This window comes from Rhodobacter sp. NSM (assembly GCF_052244495.1).
Classification (GTDB): domain Bacteria; phylum Pseudomonadota; class Alphaproteobacteria; order Rhodobacterales; family Rhodobacteraceae; genus Cereibacter_A.
Genome location: NZ_JBQPXH010000009.1, coordinates 82,043 through 98,353, shown reverse-complemented (window position 1 = coordinate 98,353; position 16,311 = coordinate 82,043). Strand labels below are relative to the sequence as shown.

General features: G+C 67.1%; 12 protein-coding genes and 3 pseudogenes. 8 read left to right on the top strand and 7 right to left on the bottom strand.

Annotation, left to right across the window (positions count from 1 at the left end; all coding sequences use genetic code 11):
• The first annotated feature begins 193 nt into the window (after nt 1-193).
• From ACTVZP_RS16575 to ACTVZP_RS16560, 4 genes are all read left to right on the top strand, one after another.
• Nucleotides 194-1,747, top strand: a complete 1,554-nt coding sequence (locus ACTVZP_RS16575; protein ID WP_443213265.1) for a trimethylamine methyltransferase family protein — start codon at nt 194-196, stop codon at nt 1,745-1,747.
• Between the two features lie 71 nt (nt 1,748-1,818).
• Complete coding sequence (locus ACTVZP_RS16570; protein WP_443213264.1) at nt 1,819-2,925, top strand: mandelate racemase/muconate lactonizing enzyme family protein; 1,107 nt, start codon at nt 1,819-1,821, stop codon at nt 2,923-2,925.
• A 9-nt stretch (nt 2,926-2,934) separates the two neighbouring features.
• Nucleotides 2,935-3,669, top strand: a complete 735-nt coding sequence (locus ACTVZP_RS16565) for an SDR family NAD(P)-dependent oxidoreductase (RefSeq protein ID WP_443213263.1) — start codon at nt 2,935-2,937, stop codon at nt 3,667-3,669.
• The gene (locus tag ACTVZP_RS16560) at nt 3,666-4,403 is read left to right on the top strand and encodes an SDR family NAD(P)-dependent oxidoreductase (protein ID WP_443213262.1); all 738 of its coding nucleotides are present in this window, start codon (nt 3,666-3,668) and stop codon (nt 4,401-4,403) included. The genes ACTVZP_RS16565 and ACTVZP_RS16560 overlap by 4 nt, the downstream gene beginning before the upstream one ends.
• A 204-nt stretch (nt 4,404-4,607) precedes the next feature.
• On the opposite strand, the gene ACTVZP_RS16555 is transcribed toward ACTVZP_RS16560, so the two are convergent.
• The 4 genes from ACTVZP_RS16555 to ACTVZP_RS16540 are packed head-to-tail and all read right to left on the bottom strand — an operon-like array spanning nt 4,608 to nt 9,068.
• Nucleotides 4,608-5,948 carry an NAD(P)/FAD-dependent oxidoreductase gene (locus tag ACTVZP_RS16555; protein ID WP_443213261.1) on the bottom strand — a complete coding sequence of 447 codons (1,341 nt, stop codon included), beginning with the start codon at nt 5,946-5,948 and terminating at the stop codon, nt 4,608-4,610.
• Entirely contained in the window at nt 5,945-7,441 is a 1,497-nt protein-coding gene (locus tag ACTVZP_RS16550) for an aldehyde dehydrogenase (protein WP_443213260.1), read from the bottom strand. The genes ACTVZP_RS16555 and ACTVZP_RS16550 overlap by 4 nt, the downstream gene beginning before the upstream one ends.
• A 1-nt stretch (nt 7,442) precedes the next feature.
• Nucleotides 7,443-8,348: a dihydrodipicolinate synthase family protein gene (locus ACTVZP_RS16545; RefSeq protein ID WP_443213259.1), complete on the bottom strand. Its 906-nt coding sequence runs from the start codon at nt 8,346-8,348 to the stop codon at nt 7,443-7,445.
• An 18-nt stretch (nt 8,349-8,366) separates the two neighbouring features.
• On the bottom strand, nt 8,367-9,068 hold the full coding sequence (locus ACTVZP_RS16540) for a GntR family transcriptional regulator (protein ID WP_443213258.1): 702 nt from the start codon (nt 9,066-9,068) through the stop codon (nt 8,367-8,369).
• Nucleotides 9,069-9,224: 156 nt separating this feature from the next.
• Here ACTVZP_RS16540 and ACTVZP_RS16535 point away from each other — a divergent pair, with 156 nt between their 5' ends.
• Genes ACTVZP_RS16535 through ACTVZP_RS16520 form a run of 4 tightly spaced genes read left to right on the top strand, consistent with a single transcriptional unit; the run spans nt 9,225 to nt 13,283 of the window.
• Nucleotides 9,225-10,316 carry a quaternary amine ABC transporter ATP-binding protein gene (locus ACTVZP_RS16535; protein WP_443213257.1) on the top strand — a complete coding sequence of 364 codons (1,092 nt, stop codon included), beginning with the start codon at nt 9,225-9,227 and terminating at the stop codon, nt 10,314-10,316.
• Nucleotides 10,316-11,254 (top strand): ABC transporter permease, encoded by a 939-nt coding sequence (locus ACTVZP_RS16530; RefSeq protein WP_443213256.1) that lies wholly within the window; start codon nt 10,316-10,318, stop codon nt 11,252-11,254. The genes ACTVZP_RS16535 and ACTVZP_RS16530 overlap by 1 nt, the downstream gene beginning before the upstream one ends.
• A gap of 36 nt (nt 11,255-11,290) precedes the next feature.
• A complete protein-coding gene (proX, locus tag ACTVZP_RS16525) occupies nt 11,291-12,277 on the top strand; it encodes a glycine betaine/L-proline ABC transporter substrate-binding protein ProX (protein WP_443213255.1) in 987 nt (328 codons plus the stop codon).
• A gap of 55 nt (nt 12,278-12,332) precedes the next feature.
• Nucleotides 12,333-13,283, top strand: coding sequence for a GlxA family transcriptional regulator (locus tag ACTVZP_RS16520; protein WP_443213254.1), 951 nt, complete (start codon nt 12,333-12,335; stop codon nt 13,281-13,283).
• 225 nt (nt 13,284-13,508) lie between these two features.
• On the opposite strand, the pseudogene ACTVZP_RS16515 reads toward ACTVZP_RS16520, so the two are convergent.
• The 3 pseudogenes from ACTVZP_RS16515 to ACTVZP_RS16505 form a co-directional block, all read right to left on the bottom strand.
• Nucleotides 13,509-13,637, bottom strand: a pseudogene (locus ACTVZP_RS16515) (integrase core domain-containing protein); the annotation flags it as partial.
• 36 nt (nt 13,638-13,673) lie between these two features.
• Nucleotides 13,674-15,124: pseudogene (locus ACTVZP_RS16510) on the bottom strand (IS3 family transposase).
• A 452-nt stretch (nt 15,125-15,576) separates the two neighbouring features.
• Nucleotides 15,577-16,033 (bottom strand): annotated as a pseudogene (locus ACTVZP_RS16505) (IS5 family transposase); the annotation flags it as partial.
• Nucleotides 16,034-16,311: the final 278 nt, after the last annotated feature.

The window sequence follows — 16,311 nt, the reverse complement described above, 5'->3', positions numbered from 1 at the left end:
GCCCGGAAAGACGCTGTTCAGGATCGGCGATTGCGCCAGCCCGCGGCAGGCCCCCTTCGCCTTCCAAGAAGGCCACAAGGTGGCGCTGTCGCTCTTGCCGCGTCGGTCCCGGTGCGGATCGTGTCGCGGAATCTACTGTGGAGCTTCCGCTTTCGCGGCCTACTCGCCAGGCGTCACAAGGGAGGGCAACGGCATGGGCGATCTTCCGATCAGGCAGGGGCGGGCAGGTGGGCGCGGAGCGCGCCGGGCACTGCGCGAGGCGCCCGATTTTGCCATGCTGCCTGCGCTGAAGCGCGGCCTGCCCGAGTGCGAGCCGATGTCGCCCGAGCAGGTGGAGCGGATCGACGCGGCCTCGATGGCGATCCTCGAGGAGGTGGGCGTGGTGTTCCGCGACCCGGTCGCGCTGGCCGACTGGAAGCGCGTCGGCGCGGACGTGCGGGGCGAGCGCGTGCATCTCGACCGCGCGCTGGTGCGCGAACTGATCTCCACGATCCCTTCGGGCTGGAGCTATCGCGCGCGCAACCCCGGGAAGAGCCTGCCCTTCGGCGGCAGGCACTCGATCTTCGTGCCGATGACGGGCGCGCCATTCCTGCGCGATCTCGACGACGTGCGCCGCTGGCCGACGATCGCGGACCTCAACATGTTCCACAAGCTCGCCCACATGTCGCCCGCGCTGCATTCGACCGCGCATCACATCGTCGAGCCGATGGACATGGTGGTGAGCCACCGCCACCTGCACATCACCTATTCCTCGATGAAATATTCGGACAAGACCTTCATGGGCATGACGACCAGCGGCAGGAATGCCGAGGACGTCATGCAGATGTGCGAGATCCTGTTCGGGCGCGACGTGATGGAGGAGACGCCCGTCACCACCGGCAACTGCAACGGCAACTCGCCGCTGGTGTGGGACGAGACCATGCTGTCCGCAATGCGCGCCTTCTGCCGCCGGAACCAGCCGGTGCTCTGCTCGCCCTTCGTGCTGGGCGGCGCCAACACGCCCGCCTCTGTCGCGCCCGCCGTGGCGCAACTGAACGCCGAGGCGCTGTCGGCGCTGGCCTATACGCAAGTGATCCGCAAGGGCTGCCCGGCGATCTACGGCCACTACCTCTCGACCGTCTCGATGAAGTCCGGCGCGCCGATGGCGGGAACGCCCGAGATCAGCCTCATGAACTACATGATCGGCCAGATGGCGCGGTTCTACAACGTGCCGTGGCGGACCTCGAACCTCTTGGGCGGGGCCAAGACCTTCGACGCGCAGGCGGGCTACGAAAGCGCCATGACGATGAACGCGGTGCTGCACGCGGGCGCCAACTACATCTGGCATTCGGCCGGCTGGAACGAGGCCGGAATGCATTGCTCGGTCGCGAAGTTCGTGGTGGATGCCGAGATGTGCGCCATGGGCTACCGGATGGCCGAGGGGATCCGCTGGGACGATTTCGACGCGGGGCTGGCGGCGGTGCGCGACGTGGGGCCGGGCGGGCACTACCTCGGCCATCCGCACACGCTGGAGAACTTCGAGCGCGCCTTCTTCATGCCGAAGCTCTTCGACAACAACTCGATCGAGCAATGGCAGGCCGAAGGGTCGGTGGAGATTACCGAACGGGCGCTCGGCCATGCGCGGAAGCTCCTCGGCGACTACGAGGAGCCGAAGCTCGATCCCGGCATCGACGAAGCGCTCCGCGCCTACATCGCGAGGCGCGAGGCGGAGATTCCCGCCGAGGACGCGCTGAACACCGAATACTGAACTCCCAACCGGCCGCCGATCCGGCGGCCCTTTTCGCCAGCCCATCCCCCACACGCAGGTGTCCCGGTTTCATGAAGATCGCCGAACTCCACGTCTACGCGCACCCCCTGCCGGTACGGAACGGCCCCTACCGGATGGCCAGCACCGAGGTCTGGTCGCTCGATACCACGCTGGTCAAGCTTGTCACCGACACCGGCCTCACCGGCTGGGGCGAGACCTGCCCCGTTGGGCCGGTCTACCAGCCGCAGCACGCGGCGGGCGCCCGCGCCGCGCTGGCGGAAATGGCGCCGGGGTTGATCGGCGCCGATCCGCTCCAGCCGCTGCTCTTGCACCGTCGCATGGACGGGCTGCTGAACGGGCACCGCTATGCCAAGGCCGCCATCGACATCGCGGCGCATGACCTGATGGGCAAGGCCTGGGGCGTGCGGGTGGCCGATCTGCTCGGCGGCGCCGTGACGGAACGGGTGCCCTCCTACTACGCCTCGGGCGTGGGCGAGCCCGACGAGATCGCCCGCATCGCGGTCGAGCGCGCGGCCGAGGGCTATCCGCGGATGCAGGTCAAGATCGGCGGACGCCCGGTCGAGATCGACATCGAGGTGATCCGCAAGGTCTGGGAGCGGGTCGGCACCCGGATGCGGCTGGCGGTGGACGGCAACCGCGGCCTCACCACCCGCGACGCGCTGCGCCTCAGTCGCGAGTGCCCGGATATCCCGTTCATCATGGAACAGCCCTGCAACACCATCGAGGAGATCGCGACGATCCGCGGCCAGCTGCACCACGCCGTCTACCTGGACGAGAACAGCGAGGACCTGGCCACCGTGCTGCGTGCCGTGGGGCAGGGGATCTGCGACGGCTTCGGAATGAAGGTCACGCGGATCGGCGGCCTCCGGCCGATGGCCACATTCCGCGACATGTGCGAGGTCCGCTCCATGCCCCACACCTGCGACGACGCCTGGGGCGGCGATATCATCGCGGCGGCCTGCACCCACATCGGCGCGACCGTCCAGCCGCGGCTGATGGAGGGGGTCTGGTTGGCTCAGCCCTACATCGAGGGGCATTTCGACCCGAAGAACGGCATCCGGATCGAGGGCGGCCATATCGCACTTCCTTCGGGGCCGGGTCTCGGGGTCGTGCCGGACGAGAGCCTCTTCGGCGCCCCGGTGGCGTCCTTCGGATAAGGGAAACGAATGGACAGGCTCGAGGGGAAAGTGGCACTGGTGACTGGCGCCGCAGGCGGTATCGGCGCCGCGGTGGTGAAGGGGCTGCGCGGGCAGGGGATGCGGGTGGCCGTCGCCGACCGGGATGTGACGGGGATCGCTGCGGAGCTGCACCTGCCGGGCGACCTGCGCGAGGCGGCCTATGCCGACAGGCTGCCGGGCGCGGTGGTCGCCGGCCTCGGCCGGCTCGACATCGTGGTGAACAACGCGGGCGTCATTACTCGCGGCAAGGTCACCGAGACGACCGACGCCGACTGGGTCCTGTCGCTGGGCGTCAACGTCGAGGCGCCGTTCCGGATCTGCCGTGCAGCGATCCCGCTGATGGTGGAGACCGGCGGCGGGGCCATCGTCAACGTGGCATCCTGCTGGGGACTGCGGCCGGGGCCGAACCACGCCGTCTACTGCATGACGAAGGCGGCACTCGCCTCGCTCACGCAATGCATGGGGATGGACCACGCCCACCAAGGCATCCGCATCAACGCGGTCTGCCCGAACGAGGTCAACACCCCGATGCTGCGCACAGGCTTCTCCAGGCGCGGCTTCGACCCGGATTCGGCGGTGGCGGAACTGGGCCGCACCGTGCCACTCGGCCGCATCGCCGAGCCCGAGGACATCGCCGACGTGGTGCTGTTCCTCGCCTCGGATGCCGCGCGCTACCTCTGCGGCTCTCTCGTCGAGGTCAACGGCGGAAAGGCCGTCGCATGAGCCGGTTCGAGGGACAGGTCGCGCTCGTCACCGGCGGGGGCCGCGGCATCGGCCACGCGATCGCCCGGCGGCTCGCCTCCGAAGGGGCGCGGGTCTTCACCGCGCAGCGCGGCGCCGACGGCGGGTTCGAGGCGGTCGAGGCCGACTTCACCGATGTCGCGGCGCCTGCCCGCGCGGTGGCCGAGGTCGTCGCCCGGGCGGGGCGCCTCGACGTGCTGGTGAACAACGCGGGCGTGATGCAGGAGGCGCGGGTCGAGGACATGTCGCTGGCCGACTGGGAGCGTAGCTTCCGCGTGAACCTGACGGCGCCCTTCCTCGCGATCAAGGCGGCGCTGCCGCACCTGCGCCCGCGGGGCGGTGCCATTGTGAACATCGGGTCGATCGAGGGGCTGGGATCAAACCCCGCTCACGCCGCCTATTGTGCATCGAAGGCGGGGCTGCATGGCCTGACGCGGGCGGTGGCCGTCGATCATGGCGCGGAGGGCATCCGCTGCAACGCCGTCGCGCCCGGCTGGATCGAGACGGAGCTGAACGAGGACTTCGTGAACGCCATGCCCGACCCTGCAGCCTTCCGCCGCGAGATCGGCCGGATCCATCCGGTGGGCCGGACGGGCAAGCCCGAGGAGGTCGCGGCGCTGGTCGCCTGGCTCGCCTCGGCCGAGGCCTCCTTTGTCACCGGGCAGGTCTGGTCCGTGGACGGCGGCCGGATGGCCAGGCTGAGCCTGCCGCAATAGCTCTCGGGCCGCCGCTGCGGGCGTGGCGCAAGGGGCGGATTCCGCCAATGCGGGAAAGCTCGTCGAGGGTCTTCATCGCCCTCTCCGCCTGCGTCGGCATCCCGTGCGTGCGGGAAACGCTGCGCGCGGACAGGGCTCTCCGCCTTTCTCGCTTCCGAGCCGGCGCGGATAGCCTGGCCGATCCGGCGCGCCGCGGGAACGCCTTCACTCCGCCGTTGCGCGCCACTCCTTCCAGCGCAGGTAGAGATTGGCGCCGATGGTCGAGAGCGGGGGCGGCGGCAGCTTGACCGGCTCCGGTTCGGCGGTGAAGTGGCGGGTAATGTCGCTCTCGACGCCCGAAGCCAATTCGGCCGCGCCGATCCCGGTCAGCGTGCCCCGCGCCGTGCCCAGCCCGTTCTGCACGCAGGCGGCATAAAGCCCCTGATCGAGTTCGCGCATCACGGACACCCCGTTGCGGCTGAGGCAGAGATGACCGGCCCAGCTATGCTCCATTCGCACATCCGCAAGCTGCGGAAAGCGCTCTCGGAACTTGCGGCGGTGGACGGCGGCGGCGCGCTTCAGCGCGGTCTCGCTTGCCTCCATACCGGGCTCGTAGGTGGCGCAGGTGCGCGTGACGATCCGGTTGCCGCCCTGCGGCTCGTCGATCCGCCGCATCGTCGTGCCCATCGGGTCGGAGGGGGTAAGGCCCCAGCGCGATGCTCCTCCGAGGGCGCGCAGTGCATCGGGCCCCAGATCGGTGGTCATCGAGGCATAGAGGAAGACATGCATCAGCCGCCCCGCGGCGAAGCCGAAGCTCTCCAACTGACCGTTGTTGGCGAGGATCACCTTGCCCGTGGTTGCCCGGCCGCGTGCGGTCGTGACCTCCCATCCCGCCCCGCGCCGCGCGATGCGGGTCACCGCGCTTGCCTCGCAGATCCGCACACCGTCGCGGCGGAGCCCCTCCCCCAGCGCGCGGATATAGCCCGCCGGCTGAAGCAGCACCGTCCCGGGCGTGTAGAGGCCCGAGACATAGTGACGGGAGCCGGTCAGTTCCGCCATCGCTTGCGCATCCAGCCGCTCGCTGCCCTCGCCGAGTTTCGCCAGATGCCGGGCATAGCTCGCGTTCAGCGCATCAGTCGTGGCACTCGCTGCCCCGTTTACCTTGCCCGCCGGATCGAAATAGGCGGCGGGGATCCCATAATCCTCCACCGCGGCGCGGGCGAAGGCGATGGCCTGCCGATTGAGGCCGATCATCACGCGGTCGTTGCCGTGGCCCGAGTAGTCGTCGGAGGCGATATCGTGCGGCAGGTCGATCATGAAGCCGGAGTTGCGGCCCGAGGCGCCTTCGGCCAGACGCCCGGCCTCCAGCACCACGATCTGCGCGCCGGGGTTCAACTGCATCAGCCGGCGGGCCGCCGAAAGGCCTGCGAACCCGCCTCCGACCACCACGAAGTCGGCGTTCAGGTCAGTGTCCAGCGGCCGCGGCGCAGGCTGTCCCGGAAGGATTGCAGACCACGCCGCCGGACCGCGGTGGACCGGCGTCCGCCGCGCCTGGTAGTCGGTCATGCCACGGCCTCGTCGGCGTCGTCGGCGAGGTCGATCCAGATGGTCTTCAGCCGGGTATACTGGTCGTGCGCATGGATGCCGTTGTCGCGGCCGCCGAAGCCCGACTGCTTGAACCCGCCGAACGGGGTCGAGATGTCGCCCTCGCCGAAGCTGTTGACGGTCACCGTCCCTGCCTGGATCGCCCTCGCACCGCGGATCGCGCGCTTGACATTGGCGGTGAAGATCGAGGCGGCGAGGCCGTATTCGGTGTCGTTGGCCAGCGCGATCGCCTCGTCGAAACTCTCGACCGTCAGCACCGACAGCACCGGGCCGAAGATCTCGTCGCGCGCGGGGGCGGCCTCGCGGTCGGCGATGTCGAGGATGGTCGGCTCGACGAAGCCCGCCTCTGCCTTTCCGCCCATCAGCACTTTGGGACCCTTGGCGAGGTAGGAGCAGACCTTTTCGAAATGCGCGGTCGAGACCAGCGCCCCCACCCGGTTCACCGGATCGAGCGGGTCGCCCATCGGCCACTCGCGGGCATGGGCCAGGATGCGTGACAGCAGCGCCTCCTTCACACCGCTCTGCACGATCAGCCGCGAGGCGGCCGAGCAGTTCTCGCCCATGTTCCAGAACGCGCCGTTCACCACATGCGCGGCCACCCGGTCGAGGTTCTCGGCATCGTCCAGCACCACCGCCGGGTTCTTGCCGCCCATCTCCAGTGTCACTTCCTTCAGGTTCGACTCGGCGGCGTAGCGCAGGAAGCGCCGCCCCGTCTCGGTGGAGCCGGTGAAGGACACGGCGTCGATGTCCATGTGCCGCCCGATGGGTTCGCCCACATCCGGGCCGCTGCCGGGCAGGACGTTGAAGACGCCCGGCGGTATCCCCGCCTCCATCGCCAGTTCGGCCACGCGCAGCGCGGTGAGCGAGGTCTCCTCGGCGGGTTTGACGATCACCGAGCAGCCGGCGGCCAGGGCTGGGCCGATCTTCCAGGCCAGCATGAGGAGCGGGAAGTTCCACGGCAGCACGAGGCCGACCACGCCCACCGGCTCGCGCACCACCAGGGCGATGTGGTCGTCGGATGCGGGGGCGGTCTGGTCGTAGATCTTGTCGATCAGTTCGGCATGCCAGGTCAGGCAGTGGATCGTCTCGGGCACGTCTACCGTCTCGCAGTCGTAGATGGTCTTGCCGCTGTCGAGGCTCTCCATCACCGCCAGCTCACAGGCATTGCGCTTCAGCAGCTTGGCGAGGCGGATCAGCACCTCCTTGCGCGCGCGGGGATGCAGGCGCGACCAGCGGCCGTCCTCGAAGGCGTCGCGTGCCTTCTGCACGGCCAGATCGACGTCGGCCGGGCCGCAGGCCGCGACCTTCGTCAGCACCGCGCCCGTAGCAGGGTTCACCGTGTCGAAGGTGGCGCCCGAGATCGCGGGGCGGAAGCTGCCGTCGATGAAGGCGCCGGTGCAGAGGTCGAGGCCGGCCGCAATGGCCTTGTATTCCTCGGTGGTCAGCAGCGTCATCTCAGGCCTCCGCGGCGATGGTGGAAATGGTCTGTTTCAGGACGCGGACGACCTGCTCCAGCTCGCGCTTGTCGTCCTTGTTGAGCGGCCTCAGCGGTGGTCGCGGCGGCCCGGCACGGAAGCCCGCCATCTCGCAGCCGTGCTTGATGGACTGGACGAACTTGCCGCCCTGCTCCAGCACCCGCATCAGCGGCAGGAGCGCCGACATGATCCGGCGGCCCTTGTCGAAATTGCCCTCGACAGCACATGCCTTCCACAGCGCGATATGCTCGGCGGGCAGGAAGTTCGACCCGCCGCAGACCCAGCTGCGCGCGCCCCAGGCGAAGAACTCGAGCGCCTGGTCGTCCATTCCGCAGGACATCTGGATGTGGGGATAGTCGCGCGCCAGCAGATGCACGCGGTTGATGTCGCCCGAGCTTTCCTTGATGGCGCAGAAGTTGCGCGAGCGGCCCACGCGGTCGAGGAACTCCTCGCCCATCATGATCCCCATGCGCCCCGGATAGTTGTAGAGCATGACCGGCAGATCTGCCGCGCGGTCGATGGCGAGCGCGTTCAGCGCATTCTCGCGCTCGGTCGGCACCGAGTAGGGCGGCGAGCCCACAAGGATCGCCGCGGCGCCGATCCTGGCTGCGTGCTCGGCCATGCGGATCGAATCCTCCAGCCGGATCGCCACCGTGCCCACGATCAGCGGCACGCGGTCGCCGATCACGTCCTTGGCAAGGCTCGCCATCCCGGCGCGCTCGTCCATCGACTGGGCGTAGTACTCGCCGGTCGAGCCGCCGTTGATGAGACCGTGGACCCCCGATGCGATCAGGTGCTCGATCATCGCGGCGAAGCCGTCGCGGTCGATCGAGCCGTCGTCGCGGTGAGGCGTGATGACGGGCGTGTAGATTCCCTCGAACTGCATGAAGCTCCTCTGCGATCCTCAGGCCCCCGGCGGCTGGCCGAGCGGCATCCGGATGCTCTCCGGCGTGACGAAACTCTCGATCTGGGCGCGCGACAGCTCCCAGTGGGCGAAGGCAAGGGCAGAGGCGGCCTCGGCGTCGCCCGCCTCGATCGCCTCGATGAACTGGTCGTGCTGGTCGGCGGCCGCGGTCTGCGCCTCGGCCATGCCGGTCTGGCGCGGGCTGTAGAAGGTCATGCCGATCCGGGTGTGGTCGATCAGCAGCCGCCGGAGGCTGGGCGTCAGGTATTCGTTGTCGGCCATCTCGCCGATGATGGAATGGAAACGCTCGTTGGTCATCGCGCGCTCCGCCGCATCGCCCCCCGCGATGGCGTCGCGGAAGGCGACCTGCGCCTGTTTCAGCTGAGCGATCTGCGCCGGACGCGCGTTCATGGCCGCCAGCCGCGATACCGCGGCATAGATCATCGGCGCGGCGACGAAGAAGTTGCGCATCGTCTTGTAGGTCATGGGCGCGACCTGCGCGCCGCGGTTCTCGTGCAGGATGAGGTAGCCCTCGCCAGCCATCTGCCGCAGGATCTCGCGCAGCGGTGGGCGGGAAAAGCCATAGGCCTCGGCCAGTTCGGTCTCGTCCAGATAGCTGCCCGGCTCGATCTGCTGCGTCAGGATTTTCCTGCGCAGATCCTCGATGCAAACGGCCTTTCTGCTGCGTGCGGGTGTGTCCACGGGAATCTCCTGCCTGACGGTCCGGGCCTGAAGCTACGCCGGAATCAGGAACAACCTAGGTGTAGGCCTTCATAATACACCTTGTCTACAATTATAAAATACATGTTGTCTACATATGCCAATCATGCTTGTATTCGCCGAACAGGGAGAATCCGCATGACCAAGTCCCCCCGAGAGGACGTCATTCGCTGTGAAGGGATCTGGAAGATCTTCGGAAGGAAGTCGCGGCAGGCGATGGATGCGATCCTAAGCGAAGGGCTGTCGAAGAACGAAATCCGCGAGCAGTACGACTGCGTGGTCGGCGTTCAGAATGCCTCCTTCACCGTGAAGCGCGGCGAGATCTTCTGCATCATGGGTCTGTCAGGATCCGGCAAGTCCACGCTGATCCGCCACATCAACCGCCTGATCGAACCGACGGCGGGGTCGGTCTTCATCGAGGGCCAGAACGTCAACGCGATGAACGCCCGGGATCTCAGGGCGCTGCGCGCCCAGCGGATCGGCATGGTATTCCAGAGCATGGCGCTGATGCCGCACCGCACCGTGCGCGACAACGTGGTGTTCTCGCTTGAGGTGCGGGGTGTGCCGGAGGAGGAGCGCGCCCGGGTCGCCGCCCATGCGATCGAGGCCGTGGACCTCACGGGGTGGGAGGCGAAGTATCCCGACGAGCTTTCGGGCGGGATGCAGCAGCGCGTTGGCCTCGCCCGCGCCATCGCCGCCGACCCCACGATCCTGCTGATGGACGAGCCGTTCTCGGCGCTCGATCCCCTGATCCGCAAGCAGTTGCAGACCACGTTCATGGCGCTCTCGGCAGAGCTGCACAAGACCACGGTCTTCATCACTCACGACCTCGACGAGGCCATCCGCATCGGCGACCGCATCGCGATCATGAAGGATGGGGTGCTGGTGCAGATCGGCACGCCCGAACAGATCGTCACCGAACCCGCCGACGACTACGTCGCCGACTTTGTGGCCGGTATCTCCAAGCTCGACCTCGTGTCGGCGGCGCGCATCATGCAGCCGATCGAGGCCTATCGACAGGCGCAGGGCGCGACGGACACCACCGGCTGGCCCAAGGCACGGCCCGAGGACAAGCTCAACACGCTGGTCGATCTGGCGGTGGGCACCGATCACCCGATCCTGATCGAGGCCGACGGCAAGATGGTGGGTGTCGTCACCAAGCGCGCGCTCCTGCGCGGCATCCAGGGCCGCGAGGATGCCGCCGCCCCGCTGAAAATGGAGACCGCCTGATGGCCGACAAACCCTTCAGCATCCTCGACCCCTTCAGCAGCATCGACCTCGACATCGACGGGCGGACCGATGGCGTGAAGCAGTGGGCCATCGCCAACCGCACCGCGCTTCAGCCGATCAAGAACTTCTTCGACGGGCTGATCGGCTGGATCGAGCACCTGATGCAGTCGATCCCGCCGCTGGTGATGCTTGCGATCATCGTGCTGGTGGCCTGGCAGGCTGCGGGCCGCCGCGTGGCGATCGTGGTGGCGGTGGCGCTGGTGGCACTGGGCCTTCTCTCACCCGACGCCTGGTCGCTCGCCATGACGACGCTTGCCATCGTCAACGCGGCGGTGGCGCTCTGCGTGATCATCGGCCTGCCGCTCGGCATCCTCGCCGGCAAGAGCGACCGATTCGAATCCGCCATCCGGCCGTTCCTCGACACGATGCAGACCATTCCGGCCTTCGTCTACCTCGTGCCGGTGGTGATGCTGCTGGGGATCGGCAATGTCTCGGGCGTGATCGTGACGATCATCTTCGCCCTGCCGCCGCTGGTGCGCCTGACCTCGCTCGGCATCCGCAACGTCAACCCGGGCGTGGTCGAGGCCGCCCGCGCCTTCGGTGCCACGCCAAGGCAGATCCTGATGAAGGTCGAGCTGCCGCTCGCCACGCCCACGATCCTCGCCGGCCTCAACCAGACCATCATGCTGTCGCTGTCGATGGTGGTGATCGCCTCGATGATCTCGGTGAAGGGACTCGGCAACGAGGTGCTGCGCGCCATGGGCCGGCTCGACGCGGGCAAGGCCATCGTCGGCGGCCTCGGCATCGTGATCCTCGCCATCGTGCTCGATCGCGTCACCCAAGGGCTCGGCCGTTCGGGGCGCGACCGCAATCACCGCCAGTGGTGGCAGGACGGGCCGGTGGGCCTCGTCATGCGCCTCGTCAACAAGAGCGCCTGAAGGCGCCCGCCCCACGACGTCCAACAAGGAGAAACCATGAAGTACTTCAAGCTGCCTCTTGCCCTCTTCCTGTCGGTCGCGGCGACACCGCTGCTGGCCAATGACAAGCCGGGCGAGGGCGTCACCGTCCGCCCGATCCTGCCGACGCAGATTGAGGAATTCTTCCAGCATCGCGTGCTGTTCCACGCGCTGGAGGACCTCGGCTATTCCGTCGCCGAGCCGGAGGAGGTCGAATATCAGACCATCCACATGGCGCTCGGCGCAGGCGACGGGGACTTCACGGCCGTCAACTGGCGCTCGCTGCACGAATCCTTCTACCAGGATGCGGGCGGGGACGAGGTGCTGTCCAAGGTCGGCACGCTGATCGAGGGCGCGCTGCAAGGCTACCTGATCGACAAGAAGACCTACGACTCGGGCGTCACCGACCTCAGCCAGCTGAAAGACCCCGAGATCGCGAAGAAGTTCGACGCGGATGGCGACGGCAAGGCGGATCTCGCCGGCTGTATCCCCGGCTGGGGCTGCGAGCGCGTGATCGAGCACGAACTCGATGAATACGGCCTGCGCGACACGGTGACCCATAACCAGGGCGCCTATCAGGCGATGATCGCCGACGTCATGGCGCGCTACCAGAACGGCGAGCCGGTGCTCTACTACACCTGGACGCCCTACTGGGTCTCGGGTGCTCTCGTGCCGGGCAAGGACGTGGAGTGGCTGAGCGTTCCCTACACCTCGCTGCCCGATGGCGCGACGGGCAACACCACGTTCGACGGCAAGAACCTCGGCTTCGCGGTCGACAGCATCGGTGTCGTCGCCCGCAACGACTTCCTCGAGGCCAACCCGGCAGCGAAGAAGCTGTTCGAGGTGGCGAAGATCGACATCAACGACATCTCGGCCGAGAACAAGCTGATCACCGACGGCGAGAACTCGTCGGCCGACATCGAGCGCCACGCGACCGACTGGATCGCGGCGCATCAGGCGGAATACGACAGCTGGCTTGCCGACGCGCGCACGGCAGCCGAGTGAGCCTTCCTGCGGGCGCCGGCTTTACGGCGTCCGTTTCCCTCCGGGGCTTCCCGCGATGTCCGAGACATCCCACTTCGTCTTCCTCCTCGTCGAGAACTTCTCTCATCTGGCATTTTCCTGCGCCCTCGAGCCGCTCCGGATCGCGAACCTGCTCAGCGGGCGCGAACTCTATCGCTGGTCGCTGGCCAGCGAGGACGGCACTTCTGCCACCTGCTCCAACCGCTCCGTGACGCTGGTGAACCGCGGCTTCGAGCCGCTGGAGCGCGGGGACAGGCTGTTCGTGGTCTCGGGCATTCATGTCCAGAACCACACGACGCCGGCGTTGCTGAACTTCCTCCGGCGCGAGAGGGCGGCCGGCATGTCGATCGGGGCGATCTGCTCGGGGGCCTATGTGCTTGCGCGGGCGGGGTTCCTGACCGGGGTCAAGACCGCGATCCACTGGGAGTTCCACGACCTCTTCGGCGAGGAATTCCCGGAGGTCGACCTCGTCCGCAATGTCTTCGTTACCGACGAGAAGTTCGTCACCGCCTCCGGCGGAACGGCCGCGGCCGACCTGATGCTGCACCTGATCGCCAGGGAGCACGGGCGCGACCTGTCCACCGCAATCGCCGACCAGATGGTCTATAACGCCGTGCGAGAGGGAACGGCGGCGCAGCGCGTCTCGCTCCAGTCCCGCCACGGAATGCGCAACGCCCATCTCTCGCGCGCCATCGAGCTGATGCAGGAACATGTCGAGGAGCCCCTCAGCCCCTTCGTCCTCGCGGGGCGGCTCGGCATTTCGACACGGCAACTCGAGCGGCTGTTCGGAAAGTTCCTGAACACGTCACCCAAGCGCTACATGATGGAGATCCGTCTTACGCGCGCGCGCAACCTGATCGTTCAGACGGAACAGTCGGTCTCCGAGATCGCGATGGCCTGTGGCTTCACCTCGACCTCGCATTTCACCAAGGTGTTCCGCAGCCGCTACGGTGTCACTCCGGTCGCCCACAGAACCACGCTGGGGTGAGGCTGGACATGGCGGGCACGGCGTCCGGAACTCAACCGAGCCGTGAAGGGTGACGAAGCCCCACCCGAGAGAAAGGCGCCCCTTTGGCGGGGATGGCTCCCACCGGATTGCCGGGAAGCCGGCTGCCTCGGCAGTCCCAGGCGCTGCCGCGCTCGATGGAGGCGCATCGGGTGCCGAGGACGGCGAACCAGGTTCGCCCCGCGGTGGCGATGCGCCCATTGCGGTGAGTTGGGCGGCGAAAGCGGCAGGGGTCAGGTAGCCGAGAGCCGAATGGAGTCGGGCCGCATTGTAGTCGGCCACCCATTCGGCGACGATCTCGCGGGCATGATCGAGGCCGAAGAACAGCGTCTCTGAACCGCGCCGGGTTTGCCGGAGGCCGATTTTGTTTAGTTACGCGGCCATGGGTGCAGCTTCCAGAGCAGTGTAGAAGTCGGCCTTGGCTTCTGTTGGCGGGATGTTCCCGATCGGCTCGAGGGTCGGTGCATTGCATCGACGCGGTTGTTGAGCCAGTCCACCCATTCCAGCGTGGCACATTCGACGGCCTCGAATCTTCGCCATGGCCCACGGCGGTGGATGACCTCGGCCTTGAACATATGGAGGGGACCGTGGCCCCGAGGGGGGCCGCGTAAGCCCTGGAAGGGTTGATCGTTTCGGCCAGGGCGTTGTCGTAGCTATCGCCGACGGCGAAAGGGGACCGTGGCTCCGAGGGGGGCCGCGTAAGCCCCTGAAGCGACCGTAGGTTCGATCCCGGCTTCCGCCAAACGCTCGCTGTAGCGAATGGACAGGTATTGCGAACCCTTGTCGCTATGGTGGACCAGCCCAATGCCCCTTCCAGCGCGGCGATCATGCACCGCCTTGTTCCAAGGCATCGAGCACAAATCCTGCATGCGCCGCGTTGCTGACGCGCCAGCCGACGATCTTGCGGGCATAGGCGTCGATGACGAAAGCCACAATAGGCGAACCCTTTCCAGGTGGCGACATAGGTGAAGTCGCTCCCCCAGAGCATGTTCGGTGCGGGCACCCGGAACTGGCGGTTCACCTTGTCCAGCGGGCACGGCGCCTTCTTGTCCGGGATCGTCGTCCTGTGCGGCTTGCCCCGGATAATGCCTTGAATACCCATGCTCTTCATCAGACGTGCCACCGTGCATCGCGCGGCATTGAAGCCTTCACGGCCAAGCTGTCCCCAGACCTTCCGGACGCCGTAGACCCGCCAGTTCTCTTCGAACACGCGACGGATCTCGGGGCGCAGAGCATCGTCTCGGCGCGCTCGATCCGACCGCCGCGCCGGATCGGCCCGCTTCGCCAGATGATCGTAATAGGTGGACGGGGCCATCGGCAGCACGCTGCAGATCGGCGTGCTCGGGGCATTCGATCCACTGGATCGAATGCCGGACCCTCGGACCCCCGTGCGCTTCCCGATGCGCGTCGATGAAACCCACCATTACTTCGACCGGCGGTCGAGCATCTCAGGCAGTGCTGGAGCAGTGCCGCACTGCCTTCGATCATCGCAAAATACGCCGATGCCTTGCGGAGGATCTCGTTCGCCGGGGAAACGGTCCACCGGACTGTTTCCTGATCCGCCTCACCCTGGCGCAGCTCCCGGTTCTCCCTTTCCGGAGACTTCATCCTCTCGGCCATGCCGGTCGGAATGCCCGCGCGCTTGCCGCTGTCGACCTCGGCCTTCTTGACCCACTCGTTCAGGGTCTGCGGCGTACAGCCGATCTTCGCCGCGATCGATATCACCGCCTGCCAGCGCGACGGATGCTGGGCCTCGCTATCGAGAACCAGCCGCACGGCCCGCTCGCGCACCTCCGGGGAGACTTGCTCGTGGTCTTGCTCATGATGCTCCATCCTTGTGTGTTCAAGGTCGGGCATACTGGGACTGCAGGTGGGACCCCGTTCCATCCCGGGGAAGCAGATCCCGCTGAGCAGCAAGGGGCTCATCTGCGCCGCCGCCACGTGAACCCGAACAGTTGCAAGGGGCGGTCACCATACCGACCCCGAATATCAAGGACAGGACAGTGACCTTGCCCCAAACCTATATCGGCGTCGACGTCGCGAAAGACTGGATCGACGCGTTGGACCCTGCCACCTCCCGGCATGAGAGGATTTCGACCGACGGCCGGTCGCTTTGCAGGTTTGCTTCGACCGTTGGCTCATCTATCGTCATCCTCGAAGCTTCGGGCGGCTATGAGCGACCTGTCATGTCCGCCCTTTCTGGCGCCGGGGCGACATGTGAATTAGCGTCAATCCTCGGCAGGCTCGCGAGTTTGCCCGCGCTACCGGGCGCGACGATGCCGATATGGATCTTGCGCCATACACGGCGCTTCGTGCCGCCGTGCTTGCGGGCGTTCCATTCCCCTTCGCCCTCGACCTTGATGCCGGTGCTGTCGATCAGCAAGTGCAGCGGACCGTCCGAGCCCCGGTAGGGGATGTTCACCTTCAGGGTCTCCTGGCGGCGCGACAGCGTGCTGAAGTCGGGCACCGCCAAGTCCAGGCCGATCAGACGCAGCAGGCTCTCGACGACCCCGTCGTCCGACGCAACGCCATGGCGAGCGGCACCTTCATCGTCAGGCAGGTCTGGATCGCGGCGTCACTGCACTCGGGCTGGCGGCCACGCTTGCCCGTGGGCGCGGCTGCCCAGGCAATGGTGGATCAAACCAGATCGCCAGTGGACCGCGGTGCTTGAGCGCCTTGTTGTAGCCTTGCCAGTTCCGGGTCTTGCGGGCCGAGGGTGTCGGTCTGCTCATGCAGCCCAGCTACCACGCTGGATTCACGAGATGAATCCCCTCGGTCGATTTGTGCAACAGGGCCCTTTCCGGACCTGTCCGGATGTCCGATCGCGTCCGCCTTTTGCCGTGGCAGCGAGGAAGACCGGGTGGAGGATCTCGTCATCCTGATCGCCCGGGATGGATTGCCGGCGGATCCCACGTGACACGCGGTCGCACAAACCCGGATCGGGTACACGTCGCTGAATGAGTTGCCGCGCCGCGGTCCAAAGCCACCTTCGACGCGGAGAACTGCGGGC

What these genes read in the sequence shown, in the direction of transcription:
- ACTVZP_RS16550 (WP_443213260.1), bottom strand. Translation starts at nt 7,441, where the DNA reads ATGACGCTGCTGACCACCGAGGAATACAAGGCCATTGCGGCCGGCCTC.
- ACTVZP_RS16570 (WP_443213264.1), top strand. Translation starts at nt 1,819, where the DNA reads ATGAAGATCGCCGAACTCCACGTCTACGCGCACCCCCTGCCGGTACGG.
- ACTVZP_RS16520 (WP_443213254.1), top strand. Translation starts at nt 12,333, where the DNA reads ATGTCCGAGACATCCCACTTCGTCTTCCTCCTCGTCGAGAACTTCTCT.
- ACTVZP_RS16575 (WP_443213265.1), top strand. Translation starts at nt 194, where the DNA reads ATGGGCGATCTTCCGATCAGGCAGGGGCGGGCAGGTGGGCGCGGAGCG.
- ACTVZP_RS16560 (WP_443213262.1), top strand. Translation starts at nt 3,666, where the DNA reads ATGAGCCGGTTCGAGGGACAGGTCGCGCTCGTCACCGGCGGGGGCCGC.
- ACTVZP_RS16545 (WP_443213259.1), bottom strand. Translation starts at nt 8,348, where the DNA reads ATGCAGTTCGAGGGAATCTACACGCCCGTCATCACGCCTCACCGCGAC.
- ACTVZP_RS16535 (WP_443213257.1), top strand. Translation starts at nt 9,225, where the DNA reads ATGACCAAGTCCCCCCGAGAGGACGTCATTCGCTGTGAAGGGATCTGG.
- ACTVZP_RS16565 (WP_443213263.1), top strand. Translation starts at nt 2,935, where the DNA reads ATGGACAGGCTCGAGGGGAAAGTGGCACTGGTGACTGGCGCCGCAGGC.
- ACTVZP_RS16555 (WP_443213261.1), bottom strand. Translation starts at nt 5,948, where the DNA reads ATGACCGACTACCAGGCGCGGCGGACGCCGGTCCACCGCGGTCCGGCG.
- proX (WP_443213255.1), top strand. Translation starts at nt 11,291, where the DNA reads ATGAAGTACTTCAAGCTGCCTCTTGCCCTCTTCCTGTCGGTCGCGGCG.
- ACTVZP_RS16530 (WP_443213256.1), top strand. Translation starts at nt 10,316, where the DNA reads ATGGCCGACAAACCCTTCAGCATCCTCGACCCCTTCAGCAGCATCGAC.